Annotated in this window: 17 protein-coding genes; 16 read left to right on the forward strand and 1 reads right to left on the reverse strand. The window is 72.4% G+C overall.

Annotated elements, in window-relative coordinates; all coding sequences use genetic code 11:
• The first annotated feature begins 69 nt into the window (after window positions 1-69).
• The 9 genes from HUT12_RS10985 (at window position 70) to nusB (ending at window position 6,971) form a co-directional block, all read left to right on the forward strand.
• Window positions 70-546: a UDP-N-acetylglucosamine--LPS N-acetylglucosamine transferase gene (locus HUT12_RS10985; protein ID WP_131057871.1), complete on the forward strand. Its 477-nt coding sequence runs from the start codon at window positions 70-72 to the stop codon at window positions 544-546.
• A gap of 68 nt (window positions 547-614) precedes the next feature.
• Window positions 615-1,232, forward strand: coding sequence for a glycosyltransferase (locus HUT12_RS10990; protein WP_176095734.1), 618 nt, complete (start codon window positions 615-617; stop codon window positions 1,230-1,232).
• Window positions 1,229-2,149: a glycosyltransferase family 2 protein gene (locus HUT12_RS10995; protein ID WP_176093303.1), complete on the forward strand. Its 921-nt coding sequence runs from the start codon at window positions 1,229-1,231 to the stop codon at window positions 2,147-2,149. Before HUT12_RS10990 ends, HUT12_RS10995 begins: the two co-directional genes overlap by 4 nt.
• Window positions 2,150-2,245: 96 nt before the next feature.
• Complete coding sequence (gene aroC / locus HUT12_RS11000; protein ID WP_131053405.1) at window positions 2,246-3,424, forward strand: chorismate synthase; 1,179 nt, start codon at window positions 2,246-2,248, stop codon at window positions 3,422-3,424.
• The gene (locus HUT12_RS11005; protein WP_131053404.1) at window positions 3,421-3,942 is read left to right on the forward strand and encodes a shikimate kinase; all 522 of its coding nucleotides are present in this window, start codon (window positions 3,421-3,423) and stop codon (window positions 3,940-3,942) included. Before aroC ends, HUT12_RS11005 begins: the two co-directional genes overlap by 4 nt.
• Window positions 3,943-3,951: 9 nt before the next feature.
• On the forward strand, window positions 3,952-5,028 hold the full coding sequence (aroB, locus tag HUT12_RS11010) for a 3-dehydroquinate synthase (protein WP_131053403.1): 1,077 nt from the start codon (window positions 3,952-3,954) through the stop codon (window positions 5,026-5,028).
• Window positions 5,025-5,465 (forward strand): type II 3-dehydroquinate dehydratase, encoded by a 441-nt coding sequence (gene aroQ, locus HUT12_RS11015; protein WP_131053402.1) that lies wholly within the window; start codon window positions 5,025-5,027, stop codon window positions 5,463-5,465. Before aroB ends, aroQ begins: the two co-directional genes overlap by 4 nt.
• Before the next feature lie 511 nt (window positions 5,466-5,976).
• Entirely contained in the window at window positions 5,977-6,537 is a 561-nt protein-coding gene (efp, locus tag HUT12_RS11020) for an elongation factor P (protein ID WP_131053401.1), read from the forward strand.
• 23 nt (window positions 6,538-6,560) lie between these two features.
• Complete coding sequence (gene nusB / locus HUT12_RS11025) at window positions 6,561-6,971, forward strand: transcription antitermination factor NusB (RefSeq protein ID WP_176093304.1); 411 nt, start codon at window positions 6,561-6,563, stop codon at window positions 6,969-6,971.
• Between the two features lie 116 nt (window positions 6,972-7,087).
• Here nusB and HUT12_RS11030 read toward each other — a convergent pair whose 3' ends face one another.
• A complete protein-coding gene (locus HUT12_RS11030) occupies window positions 7,088-7,576 on the reverse strand; it encodes a transcriptional regulator (protein WP_117229180.1) in 489 nt (162 codons plus the stop codon).
• A gap of 314 nt (window positions 7,577-7,890) precedes the next feature.
• Between HUT12_RS11030 and pyrR the strand changes: the two genes are divergently transcribed.
• The 7 genes from pyrR (at window position 7,891) to HUT12_RS11065 (ending at window position 18,025) form a co-directional block, all read left to right on the forward strand.
• On the forward strand, window positions 7,891-8,478 hold the full coding sequence (gene pyrR, locus HUT12_RS11035) for a bifunctional pyr operon transcriptional regulator/uracil phosphoribosyltransferase PyrR (protein ID WP_131053399.1): 588 nt from the start codon (window positions 7,891-7,893) through the stop codon (window positions 8,476-8,478).
• Window positions 8,475-9,401: an aspartate carbamoyltransferase catalytic subunit gene (locus HUT12_RS11040; protein ID WP_131053398.1), complete on the forward strand. Its 927-nt coding sequence runs from the start codon at window positions 8,475-8,477 to the stop codon at window positions 9,399-9,401. The genes pyrR and HUT12_RS11040 overlap by 4 nt, the downstream gene beginning before the upstream one ends.
• Window positions 9,398-10,729, forward strand: a complete 1,332-nt coding sequence (locus tag HUT12_RS11045; protein ID WP_131053397.1) for a dihydroorotase — start codon at window positions 9,398-9,400, stop codon at window positions 10,727-10,729. The genes HUT12_RS11040 and HUT12_RS11045 overlap by 4 nt, the downstream gene beginning before the upstream one ends.
• Window positions 10,726-11,889, forward strand: a complete 1,164-nt coding sequence (gene carA, locus HUT12_RS11050; RefSeq protein WP_131053396.1) for a glutamine-hydrolyzing carbamoyl-phosphate synthase small subunit — start codon at window positions 10,726-10,728, stop codon at window positions 11,887-11,889. The genes HUT12_RS11045 and carA overlap by 4 nt, the downstream gene beginning before the upstream one ends.
• Window positions 11,882-15,253, forward strand: coding sequence for a carbamoyl-phosphate synthase large subunit (gene carB / locus HUT12_RS11055; RefSeq protein ID WP_131053395.1), 3,372 nt, complete (start codon window positions 11,882-11,884; stop codon window positions 15,251-15,253). The genes carA and carB overlap by 8 nt, the downstream gene beginning before the upstream one ends.
• Window positions 15,250-16,290 carry a quinone-dependent dihydroorotate dehydrogenase gene (locus tag HUT12_RS11060; RefSeq protein WP_176093305.1) on the forward strand — a complete coding sequence of 347 codons (1,041 nt, stop codon included), beginning with the start codon at window positions 15,250-15,252 and terminating at the stop codon, window positions 16,288-16,290. Before carB ends, HUT12_RS11060 begins: the two co-directional genes overlap by 4 nt.
• Window positions 16,291-16,750: 460 nt before the next feature.
• A complete protein-coding gene (locus HUT12_RS11065) occupies window positions 16,751-18,025 on the forward strand; it encodes an adenosylmethionine--8-amino-7-oxononanoate transaminase (protein ID WP_131055413.1) in 1,275 nt (424 codons plus the stop codon).
• The last annotated feature ends 60 nt before the right edge of the window (window positions 18,026-18,085 follow it).

An 18,085-nucleotide genomic window follows, 5' to 3' on the forward strand; every position in this document is an offset into this window, starting at 1 on the left:
GTGGTCTGCTGCTGCGTGGCGCCGACAGGAATTCCAAGCGAACTTGTGGGGAGTCGCGTGGACGCGAAGATCGACGAGCCCGGGTCCGACCAGCAGCCGGTGTTACTGCTGGTCGGTTCGAGTGGCGGGCACCTGGCCCAGCTGCTGGCCCTACGGCCCTGGTACGAGACGTGGCGACGGTGCTGGGTCACCTTCGACACCCCGGAGGCGGTGTCGCTGCTCGCCGGGGAGGACCTGGTGCCGGCGTACCATCCGACCACCCGCAACGTGCGCAACCTGCTGCGCAACGCGGTGCTGGCGGCCCGGGTGCTGCGGCGGCGCAACGTGGCGGCGGTGGTCACCACCGGGGCCGGCGTGGCCGTCCCGTTCGTGGTGCTCGCCCGGCTGCGCGGGATCCCGACCGTCTACATCGAGGTCTACGACCGGATCGACACGCCGACGCTGACCGCCCGGCTGTGCCGCCCGTTCCTGTCGGCGATGCTCGTGCAGTGGGAGGAGCAGCGCCGCCAGTACCCGGAGGCCACCGTCGTCGGGACGCTGCTGTGAGCGCGGCCGGCGACGCGCACCGGGTCGCGCCGGTACGCCCGCGCCCCACCCGGGTCGAGCCGGGCCGGGTGCCCGCGCCGCGCGGGCCGCACCCGGACGGCCGCACCCACGTCCTGGTCGCGGTCGGCACCGACAAGCACCCCTTCGACCGGCTGGTCGACTGGCTGCGGGACTGGCACGGCGAGGTCGCCGGCGAGGTGGTGCTGACCGTGCAGCACGGGCACACCCGCGCCGACGGGCTGCCCGACGCGGTGCCGTTCCTCGGCCACGCCGAGCTGCAGACCGCGATGGCCGGGGCCGACCTGGTGGTCTGCCACGGCGGGCCGGCCACCATCCTGGAGGCGCGCCGGCACGGGCACATGCCGATCGTGGTGCCCCGCGACCCGACCCGGGGCGAGCACGTCGACGACCACCAGTTGCTGTTCGCCCGCCGGCTCGGTGCGGCCGGGCTGGTGGCGCTCTGCGAGTCCCGGCAGGAGCTGCTCGACGCGCTCGCCGCCGGTCGGGCCGACCGGTCCCGGTTCGCCGTGACGGTCGACGCCGAGGCGGTCGAGGGGCAGCGGGCCGCGGTCCGCCGGGTGGGGACCATCGTCGAGGAATTGGTGGCCGAGGCCGCGCAGCGGCGTCACCGGCCGTGGTGGCGGCCGTGGCGTGGGCCCGGTCCGAACGGAAGGCGGAACCGATGACCTCCTACCCGAGCGTGAGCGCCGTGGTGCCCACCCGGGATCGCCCCGAGCTGCTGCGGGCCGCGGTCCGCGCGATCGTGGCGCAGGACTATCCCGGCCCGGTCGAGGTGGTCGTGGTCTACGACCAGTCCGAGCCGGACCCGTCGCTGGTCAATCTCTCCGGCCCGGACCGGACGGTCCGCGTGGTGACCAACACCCGCACGCCGGGGCTGGCCGGGGCCCGCAACTCGGGCACGCTGGTGGCCACCGGTGAGCTGATCGCCTTCTGCGACGACGACGACGAGTGGCTGCCCGGGAAACTGCTGGCACAGGTCGACGCGCTGAACGCGGTGCCCGGCGCCGAGTTCGTCAGCTGCGGCATCCGGGTCACCTACGACGGGCACACCGTCGAGCGGGTGCTGGACCGCGACTCGATCAGCCTGGCCGACCTGCTGCGGGACCGGATGACCGAGCTGCACCCGTCGACCTTCGTGATCCGCGCGGCCGCGTTGCGCGACGGGTTCGGGCTGGTCGACGAGGAGATCCCGGGCAGCTACGCGGAGGACTACGAGTTCCTGCTCCGGGCCGCCCGTAGCGCCCCGCTGGTGAACCTGCGCGCCCCGTACGTGACGGTGCGCTGGCACAAGCGGTCGTACTTCGCCCAGCGCTGGGACACCATCTCCGAGGCGTTGCAGTGGTTGCTGGAGCGGTATCCGGAGTTCGCCACCCAGCCGGCGGGGGAGGCCCGGGTCGCCGGGCAGATCGCCTTCGCCCGAGCCGCCTCGGGGGACCGTCGCGGAGCGGTGCGCTGGGCCCGGCGCACCATCCGCCGCAACCCGCGCGAACCCCGGGCGTACCTGGCCCTGGCCGTGGCCGGACGGGTGGTCCGCGCCGACGCCGTGCTGCGCACGCTGCACAAGCGCGGCCGGGGCATCTGACCGATCGGGTCTCGGCGTGCCGTTCGCCGCGTCCGCAGGGCGGGACGCGGCGGGCGGTGCGCGTCGGCGGGCACCGGGCGTGACAGACTGGCCGCTGTGTTGCGCTGGTTGACCGCAGGGGAATCACACGGGCCCGCTCTCGTCGCGATGCTGGAGGGGGTGCCGGCCGGGATCGAGGTGACCTCCACCGAGATCGCCGGGGAGTTGGCGCGTCGCCGGCTCGGCTACGGCCGAGGTGCGCGAATGGCCTTCGAGCAGGACGAGATCGAGATCATCGGCGGCCTGCGTCATGGCGTGACGCTCGGTAGTCCGGTCGCGATGCGGGTCGGCAACTCCGAGTGGCCCAAGTGGCGCACCGTGATGGCCGCCGACCCGGTCGATCCGGAGGAGCTGGCCCGGCAGGCCCGCAACGCCCCGCTGACCCGGCCCCGGCCCGGTCACGCCGACCTGGCCGGCATGCAGAAGTACGGCCACACCGACGCCCGGCCGATCCTGGAGCGGGCCAGCGCGCGGGAGACCGCCGCCCGGGTGGCCGTCGGCACGGTGGCGAAGGCGCTGCTCCGTCAGGCCCTCGACGTCGAGATCGTCTCGCACGTGGTCGAGTTGGGTCCGGTCGCCGTCAAGCCGGGGCTGCGTCCCCGGCCCGAGGACGCCGAGCGCATCGACGCCGACCCGCTGCGCTGCCTCGACCCGGAGGCGAGTGCCCGGATGGTCGCCGAGGTCGACGCCGCGAAGAAGGCCGCCGACACCCTCGGCGGCGTGGTCGAGGTGCTGGCGTACGGCGTACCGCCGGGCCTGGGCAGCCACGTGCAGTGGGACCGCAAGCTCGACGCCCGACTGGCCACCGCGCTGATGTCGATCCAGGCGATCAAGGGTGTGGAGATCGGCGACGGCTGGCAGCAGGCCCGGTCCCGGGGCTCCGAGGCCCACGACGAGATCATGCCCACCGCCACCGGCGTCCGGAGGGTCACCGACCGGGCCGGCGGGCTGGAGGGCGGCATCACCACCGGTGAACCGCTGCGGGTGAAGGCCGCGATGAAGCCGATCTCCTCGCTGAACCGCGCCCTGGCCACGGTGGACGTGACCACCGGCGAACCGGCCACCGCGATCAACCAGCGCTCCGACGTCTGCGCGGTGCCCGCCGCCGCCGTCGTCGCCGAGGCGATGGTGGCGCTGGTGCTGGCCGAGGCGGCGGTGGAGAAGTTCGGTGGCGACTCGATCGCCGAGATGCGGCGTAACCTGACCGGCTACCTCGACGCGCTGGTGATCCGGTGACCGCTCCGACCCGCCCGGTCTGCGTCCTGGTCGGCGCACCCGGCTCGGGCAAGACCACCGTCGGGCAGGGGCTGGCGGAAGCGCTCGGGGTCGAGTTCCGCGACACCGACGCCGACATCGAACGGCTCGCCGGCAAGCCGATCCCGGAGATCTTCCTCGACGAGGGGGAGGCGCACTTCCGCGCCCTGGAACGCGCCGCGGTGGCGGCGGCACTGGCCTCCTGCTCCGGCGTGCTCGCCCTGGGCGGTGGCGCGGTGCTCGCCGAGGAGAACCGGGCCGCGCTGGTCGGGCACCGGGTCGTGCACCTCTCCGTCGAGTTGCCCGACGCGGTCAAGCGGGTCGGTCTCGGTGCCGGACGGCCGCTGCTGGCGATCAACCCCCGGGCCACCCTGAAACACCTGATGGACCAGCGCCGGCCGCTCTACACCGAGGTGGCCACCCACACGGTCGTGACCGACGGCCGGACGCCGGAGGAGATCGTCGCCGAGATCGCGCAGCTGCTGCGCACGGAGGGTTAGGTTCCCGCGATGGACGAGGTGACCCGGATCCCGGTCGGCGGCGAACGGCCGTACGACGTCCTCGTCGGGCGGGACCTGCTCGACACGCTGCCGGGGCTGCTGCCCGACGCGACCCGGGTGGCGGTGCTGCACACCGCGGCGCTCAAGGAGTCGGCCGACGCGATCGGCACCCGGCTGGCCGCGTCCGGTGTGACGCCGCTCGCCATCGAGGTGCCGGACGCCGAGGCCGGCAAGCACGTCGACGTGGCGGCACACTGCTGGGACCGGCTCGGTGAGGCCGGCTTCACCCGTACCGACGCGGTCGTCGGGTTGGGTGGCGGCGCCGTCACCGACCTGGCCGGCTTCGTGGCGGCCTGCTGGCTGCGCGGGGTCCGCTGGGTGCCGGTGGCCACCTCGCTGCTCGGCATGGTCGACGCGGCGGTCGGCGGCAAGACCGGCATCAACACCGCCGCCGGCAAGAACCTGGTGGGTGCCTTCCACCCGCCGGTCGGGGTGCTGGCCGACCTGGCCACGCTGGACAGCCTGCCCCCGGTCGAGTTGGCCGCCGGAATGGCCGAGGTGGTCAAGTGCGGCTTCATCGCCGATCCGGCCATCCTCGACCTGGTCGAGCAGGCACCGGCGGCGGCCACCGACCCGACCGGCCCGGTCGTCCGGGAACTCATCGAACGCGCGATCCGCGTGAAGGCCGATGTGGTCGCCGGAGACCTGCGCGAGTCGGGCGTACGCGAGGTGCTCAACTACGGGCACACCCTCGCCCACGCGATCGAGAAGGCCGAGGGGTACCGCTGGCGGCACGGTCACGCGGTCGCGGTCGGCCTGGTGTACGCCGCCGAACTGGCCCGGCTGGCCGGCCGGCTGGACGAGTCCACCGCCCGCCGGCACCGCGACGTGGTGACCGCACTCGGCCTGCCCACCGAGTACCCGGCCGACGCCTGGCCCGGGCTGCTGGCCACGATGCGGGTCGACAAGAAGACCCGGGGCAGCCGGCTGCGGTTCGTGGTGCTCGACGGGCTGGCCCGCCCGGCCATCCTCGAAGGCCCCGACGACGACCTGCTCCGTGAGGCATACCGGGCGGTATCCCCATGAAGGTCTACGTGCTCAACGGGCCGAATCTGGGGCGGCTGGGCACGCGTCAGGTCGACGTCTACGGCGTGACCAGCTACGCCGACCTGGTCGAGCTCTGCGAGTCGACCGGACGCGAACTCGGACTGAGCGTCACCGTCCGGCAGACCGACGCCGAGCACGAACTGCTCGGCTGGCTGCACGACGCGGCGGACGAGGGCGCTGCCGTGGTGCTCAACCCGGCCGCGTGGTCGCACTACTCGATCGCGGTCCGGGACGCCTGCGCCCTGTTGCGCGCCCCGCTGGTCGAGGTGCACATCTCCAACATCCACGCTCGGGAGGAGTTCCGGCACCACTCGGTGGTCTCGGCGGTGGCCACGGGAGTCATCTGCGGGCTCGGCGTGGACGGCTACCGCCTGGCCCTGCACCACCTGGCCACCCACCTCGACCAGGACGGCTGACCCGGCCCGCTGCGCTGACCCGGCCCGCTGCGCTGACCCGGCCCGCTGCGCTGACCCGGCGCGTGGCCGAGATTGATACCCGCTCCGGCGCTGAGGCGTGACGGTAGCCGGGAGTGACGGTCGCGCTGAGTGATTGCCCGGAGCGGCGGTCGTGGTGGTCCCGCTGGCCTTTGCTCTGCTTCAACCCACGCAATAGCTGCTGAACAGGGGCGATGTGGGGCGTGGTCTCCGCTGTCCGGGTTCGATCAACGCGGACGGTGACCGTTGCGTGGGTTGAAGCAGAGCAAAGGCGGCGTGGGGGGGGTGATCCTGGGGAACGGCGACGCTACCGGCCGTGACGATCGAATGGGTGCGGTGGTCCTCCGGGCCCTGCCCGATCGCCCCGACTGGCGGGACCGGGTGGCCGCCGGATCGGGGGTCGCGGGGTGAGCGGGACGGCGGCGGGCAGCGGGTCGGGCGGCGGCGAGTAGACTTGTCAGGTCTGTCCGCCAGCTGATGATCAAGGCAGGAAATGGCCACCACCAACGACCTGAAGAACGGCCTGGTACTCAACCTCGACGGGGAGCTCTGGGCCGTCGTCGAGTTCCAGCACGTCAAGCCCGGTAAGGGTGGTGCGTTCGTGCGTACCACGCTGAAGAACGTGCTCTCCGGCAAGGTCGTCGACAAGACCTTCAACGCGGGCACCAAGGTCGAGACCGCGACCGTGGACAAGCGCACCATGCAGTACCTCTACGCCGACGGCGAGGACTTCGTCTTCATGGACATGGAGACGTTCGACCAGATCACGGTGCCCGGCGGGACGGTCGGCGAGGCCGCCAACTATCTGCTGCCCGAGGCCGAGGCGATCGTGGCCACGCACGAGGGCGTCCCGCTGTACATCGAGCTGTCGACCTCGGTCGTGCTCGAGGTCACCTACACCGAGCCCGGCCTGCAGGGTGACCGTTCGACCGGCGGCAACAAGCCGGCGACCGTGGAGACCGGCGCGACCGTGAACGTGCCGCTCTTCATCACCACCGGCGAGAAGATCAAGGTCGACACCCGCGACGGTCGTTACCTCGGCCGCGCCTCCTGATGGCCGAGGGTCCCAAACAGCAGATGCCGGCGCGCCGCAAGGCGCGCAAGCGGGCGCTGGACGTGCTCTTCGAGGCCGACCTGCGTGATCGTCCACCGGTGGAGGTGCTCGCCGGTTACATCGAGCGGCTCGACAAGCCGCATCCCGAACACCTCGGGTACGCGGTCGGCCTGGTCGAGGGCGTGGCCGGGAACCTGGACCGGATCGACGAGCTGATCGCCAGTTACGCCGAGGGCTGGACGCTGGACCGGATGCCGACGGTCGACCGGAACCTGGCCCGGATCGCGGTCTACGAGCTGCTCTACATCGACGAGATCGACGACGCGGTGGCGATCAGTGAGGCGGTGGAGTTGGCCCGACAGATGTCGACGGACGACTCGCCACGCTTCCTCAACGGTCTGCTCGGCCGGATCGCCGAGTACGCGACCCGCTGAACGCTCCCGCCGACAGGCCGGACGCACCAGGGCCGGCGCGACAACCGGTCCCGCGACAGCCGGACCTACGACAAAGGGGCCCATGCCGGATGGCAGGGCCCCTTTGTCGTCAGGGGTCAGGAGGCGAAGAACGCCCGCGGGTCGGCGACGAGCACACCGTGCTCGGTCAGGCGCTCGATCAGGCCGGACGGGGAGGCGTCGTAGACGATGGCGAGGGCGCGCAGGTCGTCGGCGCGGATCGACAGCACCCGACCGTTGTAGTCGCCCCGCTGCTGCTGGATGGCGCGGGCGTACCGGGCGACGTAGGCGAGCTCCTCGCTGGCCTCGTCGTAGAGCCGCTCCAGGTCCAGCACGATCTTGCTGGTGGGCTCGTGCCGCACTCCGCTGCCGTCGGGCAGCAACTCCGATACGGGAACGCGGTAGAACTCGGCCAACTCGGCCAGACGGGACACGGTGACGGCACGGTCGCCGCGCTCGTACGAGCCGACCACCACCGCCTTCCAGCGCCCGTTCGACTTCTCCTCCACGCCCTGCAGGGACAGGCCCTGCTGCTGGCGGATGGAGCGCAGGCGGGCGCCCAGAGACTTGGCGTATTCAGAGGGCATTCGGACACTCCCAGTGCTGCTCGGGGTTCTCCCAGCGATCGCTACGGAGCGTGACGGTACGGGGATTCGTACACCCGGTCAAGTGGTCGAGAGCCGCCGGTTGGAGGCTCCGGGTGAGTTGTCCCGTTCTGCCCGCTGAACCGATACGCGTACGGTCACGCCGTGCGTGGCCGGGACCACTCGCTCCCGAGGGTGGTCGCGGCGACGACCACTGGTAACGTGGCCGAAGCCCCTCCGCCGGCCGATCTTGACCGGTCCGGAGTACCCGACGTCCTTTAACGACCCGTCCCGTGAGGCGGGGAAGGAGGTCCGCCGTGGCCTACCCATCGGCTGCCCATTCGTCGCCGCCGCGACAACCCTCGGTGAAGGTGATCCTGACCAGCGCCGACGTGCAACGCGTCGTCGACCGGATCGCACACCAGATCCTCGAGAAGACCCAGGGCGCCGGCGACACCGTGTTGTTGGGCATCCCGACCCGTGGCGCCCCGCTCGCCCGGCGCCTCGCCGCGCGGATCAGCGCCTTCGAGGACGTCTCCGTTCCGGTCGGCGTGCTGGACATCACGCTCTACCGCGACGACCTGCGCCGCAACGCCACCCGGGCGGTCGGTCCGACCCAGCTCCCGGCCGGCGGCATCGACGGCATGCGGGTGGTCCTCGTCGACGACGTGCTCTTCTCCGGCCGCACGGTCCGCGCCGCGCTGGACGCGCTCGGCGATCTCGGACGGCCCTCCTCGGTGCAACTCGCCGTGTTGGTCGACCGGGGCCACCGGCAGTTGCCGATCCGCGCCGACTACGTGGGCAAGAACATCCCGACGGCCCTCGCCGAGAGCGTCAAGGTCACGCTCGCCGAGACTGACGGTGCCGACGAGGTCCGTCTCTACGGGGAGGTAGCCCTCTCGTGATCAGGCACCTGCTCTCCGGCGCCGACCTGGACGCCGAGACCGCGACCCAGATCCTGGACACCGCCGGGGAGATGTCCGCGGTGGCCGGGCGTGAGGTGAAGAAGCTGCCCGCGCTGCGCGGCCGGACGGTGGTGAACCTGTTCTACGAGGACTCCACCCGTACCCGGATCTCCTTCGAGGCGGCGGCGAAGCGGCTCAGCGCCGACGTGATCAACTTTTCCGCGAAGGGTTCCAGCGTCGCCAAGGGCGAGAGCCTGAAGGACACCGCGTTGACCCTCCAGGCGATGGGCGCCGACGCGGTGGTGGTCCGCCATCCTGCCTCCGGTGCCCCGCACCGCCTCGCCGACTGGGTCGACGGCTCGGTGGTCAACGCCGGTGACGGCACCCACGAGCACCCGACGCAGGCGCTGCTCGACGCGTACACGATGCGCTCCCGGCTGGGCCGCCTGGCCGGCCTGTCGGTCGCGGTGGTGGGCGACGTGCTGCACTCCCGGGTGGCCCGCTCGAACGTGCTGCTGCTGTCCACGCTCGGCGCGAAGGTGACCCTGGTCGGGCCGCCGACGCTCATCCCGCGCGACATCGTCGCCGCCCTCGCTCCCGGCACCGACGTCTGCTACGACCTGGACGCGGTGCTGCCGTCGTCGGACGTGGTGATGATGCTGCGGGTGCAGCGGGAGCGGATGGGCGACTCCTACTTCCCGTCCGCCCGCGAGTACGCCCGCCGCTACGGCCTGGACGGCCCGCGGATGCGCCGGCTTCCGGAGCACGCGATCGTCATGCACCCCGGTCCGATGAACCGGGGCATGGAGATCACGCCGGAGGTCGCCGACTCGCCCCGCTCCACCATCGTCGAACAGGTCGCCAACGGGGTCTCCGTGCGGATGGCCGTCCTCTATCTGCTGCTCGGGGGGAACAACCGGTGAACTCGTACCTGATCAGGAACGTCAGCGTGCTCGGTGCCGCACCGACCGACCTGCTGATCCGCGACGGCGTGGTCGCCGAGGCCGGCGCGGGGCTCTCCGCGCCGGACGCGACCGTGGTCGAGGCCGCCGGGCTGGTCGCCCTGCCGGGCCTGGTCGACCTGCACACACACCTGCGCGAGCCGGGCCGGGAGGACGCCGAGACGGTCGAGACGGGGTCGCGGTCGGCGGCGCTGGGCGGGTACACGGCGGTCTGCGCGATGGCGAACACCTCGCCGGTGGCGGACACCGCCGGGGTGGTCGAGCAGGTGTGGCGGCTCGGTCGGGAGGCCGGGCTGGTCGACGTGCAGCCGATCGGCGCGGTCACCGTCGGGCTGGCCGGTGAGCGCCTCGCCGAGCTGGGCGCGATGGCCGACTCCGCCGCCCGGGTGCGGATCTTCTCCGACGACGGGCACTGCGTCGCCGACCCCCGGCTGATGCGCCGCGCGCTGGAGTATGTCAAGGCGTTCGACGGCATCATCGCCCAGCACGCCGAGGAGCCCCGGCTCACCGAGGGCGCGCAGATGCACGAGGGCGAGGTCTCCACCCGGCTGGGCCTGACCGGCTGGCCGGCGGTGGCCGAGGAGGCCATCATCGCCCGGGACGTGCTGCTGGCCGAGCACGTCGGCAGCCGACTGCACGTCTGCCACGTCTCCACCGCCGGCAGCGTCGAGGTGCTGCGCCAGGCGAAGGCCCGGGGGGTACGGGTCACCGCCGAGGTGACCCCGCACCACCTGCTGCTCACCGACACTCTGGTCGGTGGGGGAAGCGAGCTGGCCAGCCCGGAGGTCGCGGACGGATGGAGCCCGGCCGGGTCGTACGACCCGGTCTTCAAGGTGAACCCGCCGCTGCGGACCGCCACCGACATCGCCGCCCTGCGGGCCGCCCTGGTCGACGGGGTGATCGACATCGTGGCCACCGACCACGCCCCGCACGCGGTGGAGGACAAGGAGTGCGAGTGGGCGTACGCCCGGCCCGGGATGCTCGGGCTGGAGACGGCGCTGTCGATCGCGCTCGACGTGCTCGGCCCGGAGTGGGACCTGATCGCCGAGCGGATGTCGCGCACGCCGGCGCGGATCGCCGGTCTGACCGAGCACGGGCACGACCCGGCGCCGGGCATACCGGCCAACCTGACCCTGGTCGACCCGGAGGTCCGCCGGGTGATCGAGCCGGCCGAGATGGCCAGTCGTAGCCGCAACACCCCGTACGCCCGGATGACGCTGCCGGGTCGCATCGTGGCGACCTTCCTGCGTGGCGAGGCGACGGTCCTGGACGGAAAGGCAATCAAGTGAGTCGTAGGCGTCCCGCGATTCTCGTCCTGGAGGACGGTCGCACGTTCCACGGCGAGTCGTACGGCAGCGTCGGGGAGACCTTCGGCGAGGCGGTGTTCAACACCGGCATGACCGGTTACCAGGAGACGCTGACCGACCCGTCGTACCACCGTCAGGTCGTCGTGCAGACCGCCCCGCACATCGGCAACACCGGGGTCAACGGCGAGGACGACGAGTCACGACGCATCTGGGTGGCCGGGTACGTGGTGCGTGACCCGGCCCGGGCCAGCTCGAACTGGCGGGCCACCGGTGGCCTGGAGGACCGGCTCGGCACCGAGGGCATCGTCGGCATCAGCGGGGTGGACACCCGGGCGTTGACCCGGCACCTGCGCGAGCGCGGCGCGATGCGGGTCGGTATCTCCAGCGTCGAGGACGACCCGCGGGCGCTGCTGGCCCGGGTACGCGAGTCGCCGCAGATGCTCGGCGCGGACCTCTCCGCCGAGGTGACCACGGCGGAGCCGTACGTGGTGCGGGCCGAGGGCGAGCACCGGTTCACGGTGGCCGCGCTCGACCTGGGGATCAAGCGCAACGTGCCGCGTCGGCTCGCCGCCCGTGGGGTGACCACGCACGTCATGCCGGCGCACTCGTCCATCGAGGACCTGCTGGCGACCGGGGCGGACGCGGTCTTCTTCTCGCCCGGTCCGGGCGACCCGGCCACCGCCGACGGGCCGGTCGGGTTGGCCCGGGAGGTGCTGCGGCGGCGGATGCCGCTGTTCGGCATCTGCTTCGGCAGCCAGATCCTGGGGCGGGCGCTCGGCTTCGGCACCTACAAGCTCGGTTACGGCCACCGGGGCATCAACCAGCCGGTCATCGACCGGGTCACCGGCAAGGTGGAGGTGACCAGCCACAACCACGGCTTCGCGGTGGAGGTGCCCGGCGTGACGCCGGGTGCGGTGGTGCCGGACCAGGTGATCGAGACCGAGTTCGGCGGCGTGCAGGTGAGCCATCTCTGCCTCAACGACAACGTGGTCGAGGGGCTGCGGGCCCGGGACGTGCCCGCCTTCACCGTCCAGTACCACCCGGAAGCGGCAGCCGGTCCGCACGACGCGGACTATCTCTTCGACCGGTTCGCCGAGTTGATCGAGGGCCGGACCCACAGCGAGGGGCGTACGAATGCCTAAGCGGACCGATCTCAAGCACATCCTGGTGATCGGCTCCGGGCCGATCATCATCGGGCAGGCCTGCGAGTTCGACTACTCCGGCACCCAGGCCTGCCGGGTGCTGCGCAGCGAGGGGATCCGGGTCAGCCTGGTCAACTCGAACCCGGCGACCATCATGACCGACCCGGAGTTCGCCGACGCCACCTACGTCGAGCCGATCACTCCGGAGTTCGTGGAGCTGGTCATCGCCAAGGAGCGGCCGGACGCCGTGCTGCCCACGCTGGGCGGGCAGACCGCGCTGAACACCGCCGTGGCGCTGCACGAGGCCGGTGTGCTCGACAAGTACGGCGTCGAGCTGATCGGCGCGGACGTCGAGGCGATCCGTCGCGGTGAGGACCGGCAGCTGTTCAAGGACATCGTGGCCAAGGCCGGCGTACGCATCGGGATCGAGGACCCGGCCGGGCTGGTGCCGCGGTCGCGGGTCTGCCACTCGATGGACGAGGTCCGCGAGACGGCCGGTGAGTTGGGTCTGCCGGTGGTGATCCGGCCGTCGTTCACCATGGGCGGCCTCGGTTCGGGCATGGCGCACACCGACGCCGACCTGGAGCGCATCGCCGGTGCCGGGCTGGACGCCAGCCCGGTGCACGAGGTGCTGATCGAGGAGAGCGTGCTCGGCTGGAAGGAGTACGAGCTCGAACTGATGCGGGACCGCCACGACAACGTGGTGGTGGTCTGCTCGATCGAGAACGTCGACCCGATGGGCGTGCACACCGGCGACAGCGTGACCGTGGCGCCGGCCATGACGTTGACCGACCGGGAGTACCAGGACCTGCGTGACCTGGGCATCGCGGTGCTGCGTGAGGTCGGCGTGGACACCGGCGGCTGCAACATCCAGTTCGCCATCAACCCGGCCGACGGCCGGATCGTGGTCATCGAGATGAATCCCCGGGTGTCGCGTTCCTCGGCGCTGGCCTCGAAGGCGACCGGGTTCCCGATCGCGAAGATCGCCGCGAAGCTGGCCATCGGCTACACCCTGGACGAGATCCCCAACGACATCACCCTCAAGACGCCGGCGGCCTTCGAGCCGTCGCTCGACTACGTGGTGGTGAAGATCCCCCGGTTCGCGTTCGAGAAGTTCCCCGGCGCGGACCCGGAGCTGACCACCACGATGAAGTCCGTCGGCGAGGCGATGAGCCTCGGGCGCAACTTCACCGAGGCGCTGAACAAGGCGATGCGTTCGCTGGAGACCAAGGCGACGGGTTTCTGGACCCTGCCCGACCCGGCGGACGCGACGAAGGAGAACACCCTCGCGGCGTTGGGCGTACCGCACGACGGCCGGCTCTACACGGTGGAGCGGGCGCTGCGGTTGGGCGCCTCGATCGCCGAGGTCAGCGCCGCCTCCGGCGGGATCGACCCGTGGTTCCTGGACCAGATCGCCGGGTTGGTCGAGCTGCGTGCCGAGATCGTGGCCGCGCCGGTGCTCGACGCCGGACTGCTGCGCCGGGCCAAGCGGGCCGGGCTCTCCGACCGGCAGCTGGCCGTGCTGCGTCCGGAGCTGGCCGCCGAGGACGGGGTACGCACGCTGCGGCACCGGCTGGACGTCCGGCCGGTCTACAAGACGGTGGACACCTGCGCCGCCGAGTTCGAGGCGAGCACTCCTTACCACTACTCCTCGTACGACTCCGAGACCGAGGTGGTCGGCTCGGCGCGGCCGAAGGTGCTGATCCTCGGTTCCGGGCCGAACCGCATCGGGCAGGGCATCGAGTTCGACTACTCCTGCGTGCACGCGGTCCAGGCGTTGCGGGAGGCGCCGGCCGGTCCGGCCGGCGCCGGCGGGTTCGAGACCGTCATGATCAACTGCAACCCGGAGACGGTCTCCACCGACTACGACACCGCCGACCGGCTCTACTTCGAGCCGCTCACGTTCGAGGACGTGCTGGAGGTCTGGCACGCCGAGGACACCTCCGGCCGGGAGGCCGGCGGGCCGGGCGTGATCGGGGTGATCGTGCAGCTCGGCGGGCAGACGCCGCTCGGGCTGGCGCAGCGGCTCAAGGACGCCGGGGTGCCGGTGGTGGGCACCTCCCCGGAGTCGATCCACCTGGCCGAGGAACGTGGCGCGTTCGGGGCGTTGCTGGCCCGGGCCGGGCTGCGGGCGCCGGCACACGGCACCGCCACCTCGTACGAGGAGGCGAAGGGGATCGCCGACGAGATCGGCTACCCGGTGCTGGTCCGCCCCTCGTACGTGCTCGGCGGGCGGGGCATGGAGATCGTCTACGACGACGTGACGCTGCGCGACTACATCGGGCGGGCCACCGACATCTCGCCGGACCATCCGGTGCTGGTGGACCGGTTCCTGGACGACGCCATCGAGATCGACGTGGACGCGCTCTGCGACGCCGACGGTGAGGTGTACCTCGGCGGGATCATGGAGCACATCGAGGAGGCCGGCATCCACTCCGGCGACTCCTCGTGCGCGCTGCCGCCGATCACCCTGGCCAGTTCCCACGTGGCCCAGGTGCGCGGGTACACCGAGGCGATCGCCCGGGGCATCGGCGTACGCGGCCTGCTCAACGTGCAGTACGCGCTCAAGGACGACGCGCTGTACGTGCTGGAGGCCAACCCGCGTGCCTCGCGGACGGTGCCGTTCGTCTCCAAGGCCACGGCGGTGCCGCTGGCCAAGGCGGCGGCCCGGATCGCGCTCGGCGCCACCGTCGCGGAGCTGCGCGCCGAGGGCATGCTTCCGGCGACCGGGGATGGTGGCTCGCTGCCGCCGGACGCCCCGATCGCGGTGAAGGAGGCGGTGCTGCCGTTCAAGCGGTTCCGCACGCCGGCCGGCAAGGGGGTGGACTCGCTGCTCGGTCCGGAGATGAAGTCGACCGGCGAGGTGATGGGCATCGACACCGCCTTCGGGCACGCCTTCGCCAAGTCCCAGTCGGCCGCGTACGGCTCGCTGCCCACCCAGGGCAAGATCTTCGTGTCGGTGGCGAACCGCGACAAGCGCGGCATGATCTTCCCGGTGAAGCGCCTGGCCGACCTGGGCTTCGAGATCGTGGCGACCAGCGGCACCGCCGAGGTGCTGCGCCGCCACGGCATCGCCTGCGAGCTGGCGGCCAAGCACTACGAGGCCGGTGCCGACGACGACGCCGTCTCGCTGATCCGCTCCGGTCGGGTGGCGCTGGTGATCAACACTCCGCAGGGTTCCGGCGCGAGTGCCCGCTCCGACGGGTACGAGATCCGCAGCGCGGCGGTGACCGCGGACATCCCGTGCGTCACCACGGTGCCCGGTGCCGCCGCTGCGGTGATGGGCATCGAGGCCCTGATCCGGGGCGACATGCAGGTACGCCCGTTGCAGGACCTGCACGCCACTCTGCGGGCCAGCCGGTGATCTTCGAGCGGACGCTGCGGCGCGGGCTGTTCCGCATCGGTGGTGGTGACGCCGAGGCGGCGCACGAGTGGACGCTGCGCCGGTTGGCCGCCCTCTCCGGGCGGCCGGTCGCGCTGGCGGCACTGCGGGCCCGGTACGCCGTGCCCGCCCCCCGTACGGTCTTCGGGGTGCGGTTCCCCAACCCGGTCGGCCTGGCGGCCGGGATGGACAAGGACGGTGCCGCGCTGCCGGCGTGGCCGGCGCTCGGCTTCGGCTTCGTCGAGGTCGGCACGGTCACCGCGTACCCGCAGCCGGGCAACCCTCGGCCGCGGCTGTTCCGGCTGCCGGACAGCGAGGCCGTGATCAACCGGATGGGGTTCAACAACGCCGGGGCCGAGGCGCTGGCCGCCCGGCTCGCGGCGTTGCCCCGTCCGCTCGGCGTACCGCTGGGGATCTCGCTGGGCAAGTCGAAGGTGACGCCGCTGGACGAGGCGGTGGAGGACTACCGGGCGTCGTACCACGCGTTGCGCGGGCACGGCGACTACTTCGCGGTCAACGTCTCCTCGCCGAACACGCCGGGGTTGCGCGCGTTGCAGGACCGCGCCCACCTGGATGCGCTGCTGGCCGCGCTGGTGGGGGAGAAGCCGGTGCTGGTGAAGATCGCGCCGGACCTGACCGACGCGGCCATCGCCGAGCTGCTGGAGGTCTGCCTGGCCCGGGGCGCGGCCGGGGTGATCGCCACGAACACCACCCTCGGCCGCACCGGGCTCGCCCCGGCCGACGAGGCCCGGTCCGCCGAGACCGGGGGGCTCTCCGGCCGCCCGCTGGCCGACCGGGCCCGGCAGGTGGTGTCCTTCGTGCACACCGAGACCGGTGGCCGGCTGCCGATCATCGGCGTGGGCGGCATCGTGGACCCCGACGACGCCGCCCGGATGTTCGACGCGGGCGCCAGTCTGGTCCAGCTCTACACCGGCTTCATCTACCGGGGGCCGGCTCTGCCCCGCGCGGTCGCCCGCGCGGCGGCGGCTGCCCCGGCTCCGGCCACGACCGGGTCGTGAGCCGGATGAGGCGGCGGCGCCACCCCCGCTCCCGCCGGAGCGGACGGCCACGAACACCAGGCGCCGCCGCCCCCACCATGCCGACCTCGGCATGCTCGCCTCACCCGGGGCAATCGCCTCTCCCCGAAGGCCCGCCTCTCCCCGGACACCGTCGTGCCTCCGTGCCCCGGAGTCCGTCCGCGCGCTGGCGGGGTACGGCCGGTCGGCCGGTGGGGTGCTCCCGCGTGGCCTTTGCTCTGCTTCGACGGGCGCATCGGTGGGGTCCGGCCGGTCGGCCGGAGGAGTGCCTCCGCGCGGCCTTTGCTCTGCTTCAACCCACGCATCGGTTTCAGCCGAGAACCAGTGCGTGGGTTGAAGCAGAGCAAAGGGGCCACAGGGGAGTGCGGGGCGGTCGCGCGGACGGCGAGTCCCCGCTACCGGAGGCGGGAGTGGGCATGGGCAGCGTGGAGAGGGAGGGCGGATGACGCCGGAGGAGATCCTCACCGCCGACGCGGCGCACGTCTGGCACCCGTACGCGGCGCTGCCGCCGGCGGTGCCGCCGTACCTGGTGACGGAGGCCGAGGGCGTACGGCTGCGGCTGGCCGACGGCCGCACGCTCGTCGACGGCATGTCGTCCTGGTGGTCGGCGATCCACGGTTACCGGCATCCGGTGCTGGACGCGGCGGTGACCGACCAGCTCGGCCGGATGAGCCACGTGATGTTCGGCGGGCTGACCCACGAACCGGCCGTGCGGTTGGCCCGGACCCTGGTCGAGTTGGCGCCGGAGGGGTTGGCGCACGTGTTCCTGGCCGACTCCGGGTCGGTCAGCGTCGAGGTCGCGGTGAAGATGTGCCTGCAGTACCAGCGGGCCGTCGGTCGGCCGGAGCGCCGCCGGCTGGGCACCTGGCGGGGCGGGTACCACGGCGACACGTTCCACCCGATGAGCGTCTGTGATCCCGAGGGCGGCATGCACCACCTCTGGGGCGACGTGCTGCCCCGGCAGGTGTTCGCGCCGGTGCCGCCCGGTGGCTTCGCGTCCGATCCCGACCCGGCGTACGAGGCGGCGCTGGTGGAGGCGGTGGAGCGGCACGCCCACGAACTGGCGGCGGTGATCGTCGAGCCGGTCGTCCAGGGGGCCGGTGGGATGCGTTTCCACCATCCGCACTACCTGCGGGTGCTGCGGGAGGTGACCCGGGCGCACGGGGTACTGCTGATCTTCGACGAGATCGCCACCGGCTTCGGTCGGACCGGGACGATGTTCGCCGCCGAGCACGCCGGGGTCAGCCCGGACGTGATGTGCGTCGGCAAGGCGCTCACCGGCGGCTACCTGACGCTGGCCGCCGCGCTCTGCACGGCGGAGGTGGCGCGGGGCATCCGGACCGGCGGGGTCCTGGCGCACGGCCCGACGTTCATGGGCAACCCGCTCGCCTGCGCGGTCGCCAACGCCTCGCTGGGACTGCTGCGGGCCGGTGACTGGGCCGGTGAGGTGGCGCGGCTCCAGCGCGGCCTGCATGACGGGCTGGAGCCGCTGCGCGGCGCACCGGGCGTGACGGACGTGCGGGTGCTCGGCGGGATCGGCGTCGTGCAGCTGGACCACGAGGTGGACGTCGCCGCCGCCACCGCCGCCGCGGTGGCCGAGGGCGTGTGGCTGCGGCCGTTCCGGGATCTGGTCTACACGATGCCGCCGTACGTCACCTCGGACGCCGATCTGGCACGGGTGGCGACCGGTGTCGCGGCAGCTATCAGGGCGGGCTGAGTAGATCGTCGCGGATCAGGGACACAGGTTGAGTAGACGAGCGCGACAGGTTGAGGACGA

This window comes from Verrucosispora sp. NA02020, assembly GCF_013364215.1.
GTDB lineage: Bacteria > Actinomycetota > Actinomycetes > Mycobacteriales > Micromonosporaceae > Micromonospora.

Excerpts from the sequence above, each read along its gene's own strand:
- HUT12_RS10995 (WP_176093303.1), top strand. The coding sequence starts at position 1,229 with ATGACCTCCTACCCGAGCGTGAGCGCCGTGGTGCCCACCCGGGATCGC.
- aroB (WP_131053403.1), top strand. The coding sequence starts at position 3,952 with ATGGACGAGGTGACCCGGATCCCGGTCGGCGGCGAACGGCCGTACGAC.
- aroQ (WP_131053402.1), top strand. The coding sequence starts at position 5,025 with ATGAAGGTCTACGTGCTCAACGGGCCGAATCTGGGGCGGCTGGGCACG.
- efp (WP_131053401.1), top strand. The coding sequence starts at position 5,977 with ATGGCCACCACCAACGACCTGAAGAACGGCCTGGTACTCAACCTCGAC.
- nusB (WP_176093304.1), top strand. The coding sequence starts at position 6,561 with ATGCCGGCGCGCCGCAAGGCGCGCAAGCGGGCGCTGGACGTGCTCTTC.
- HUT12_RS11030 (WP_117229180.1), bottom strand. The coding sequence starts at position 7,576 with ATGCCCTCTGAATACGCCAAGTCTCTGGGCGCCCGCCTGCGCTCCATC.
- carB (WP_131053395.1), top strand. The coding sequence starts at position 11,882 with ATGCCTAAGCGGACCGATCTCAAGCACATCCTGGTGATCGGCTCCGGG.
- HUT12_RS11065 (WP_131055413.1), top strand. The coding sequence starts at position 16,751 with ATGACGCCGGAGGAGATCCTCACCGCCGACGCGGCGCACGTCTGGCAC.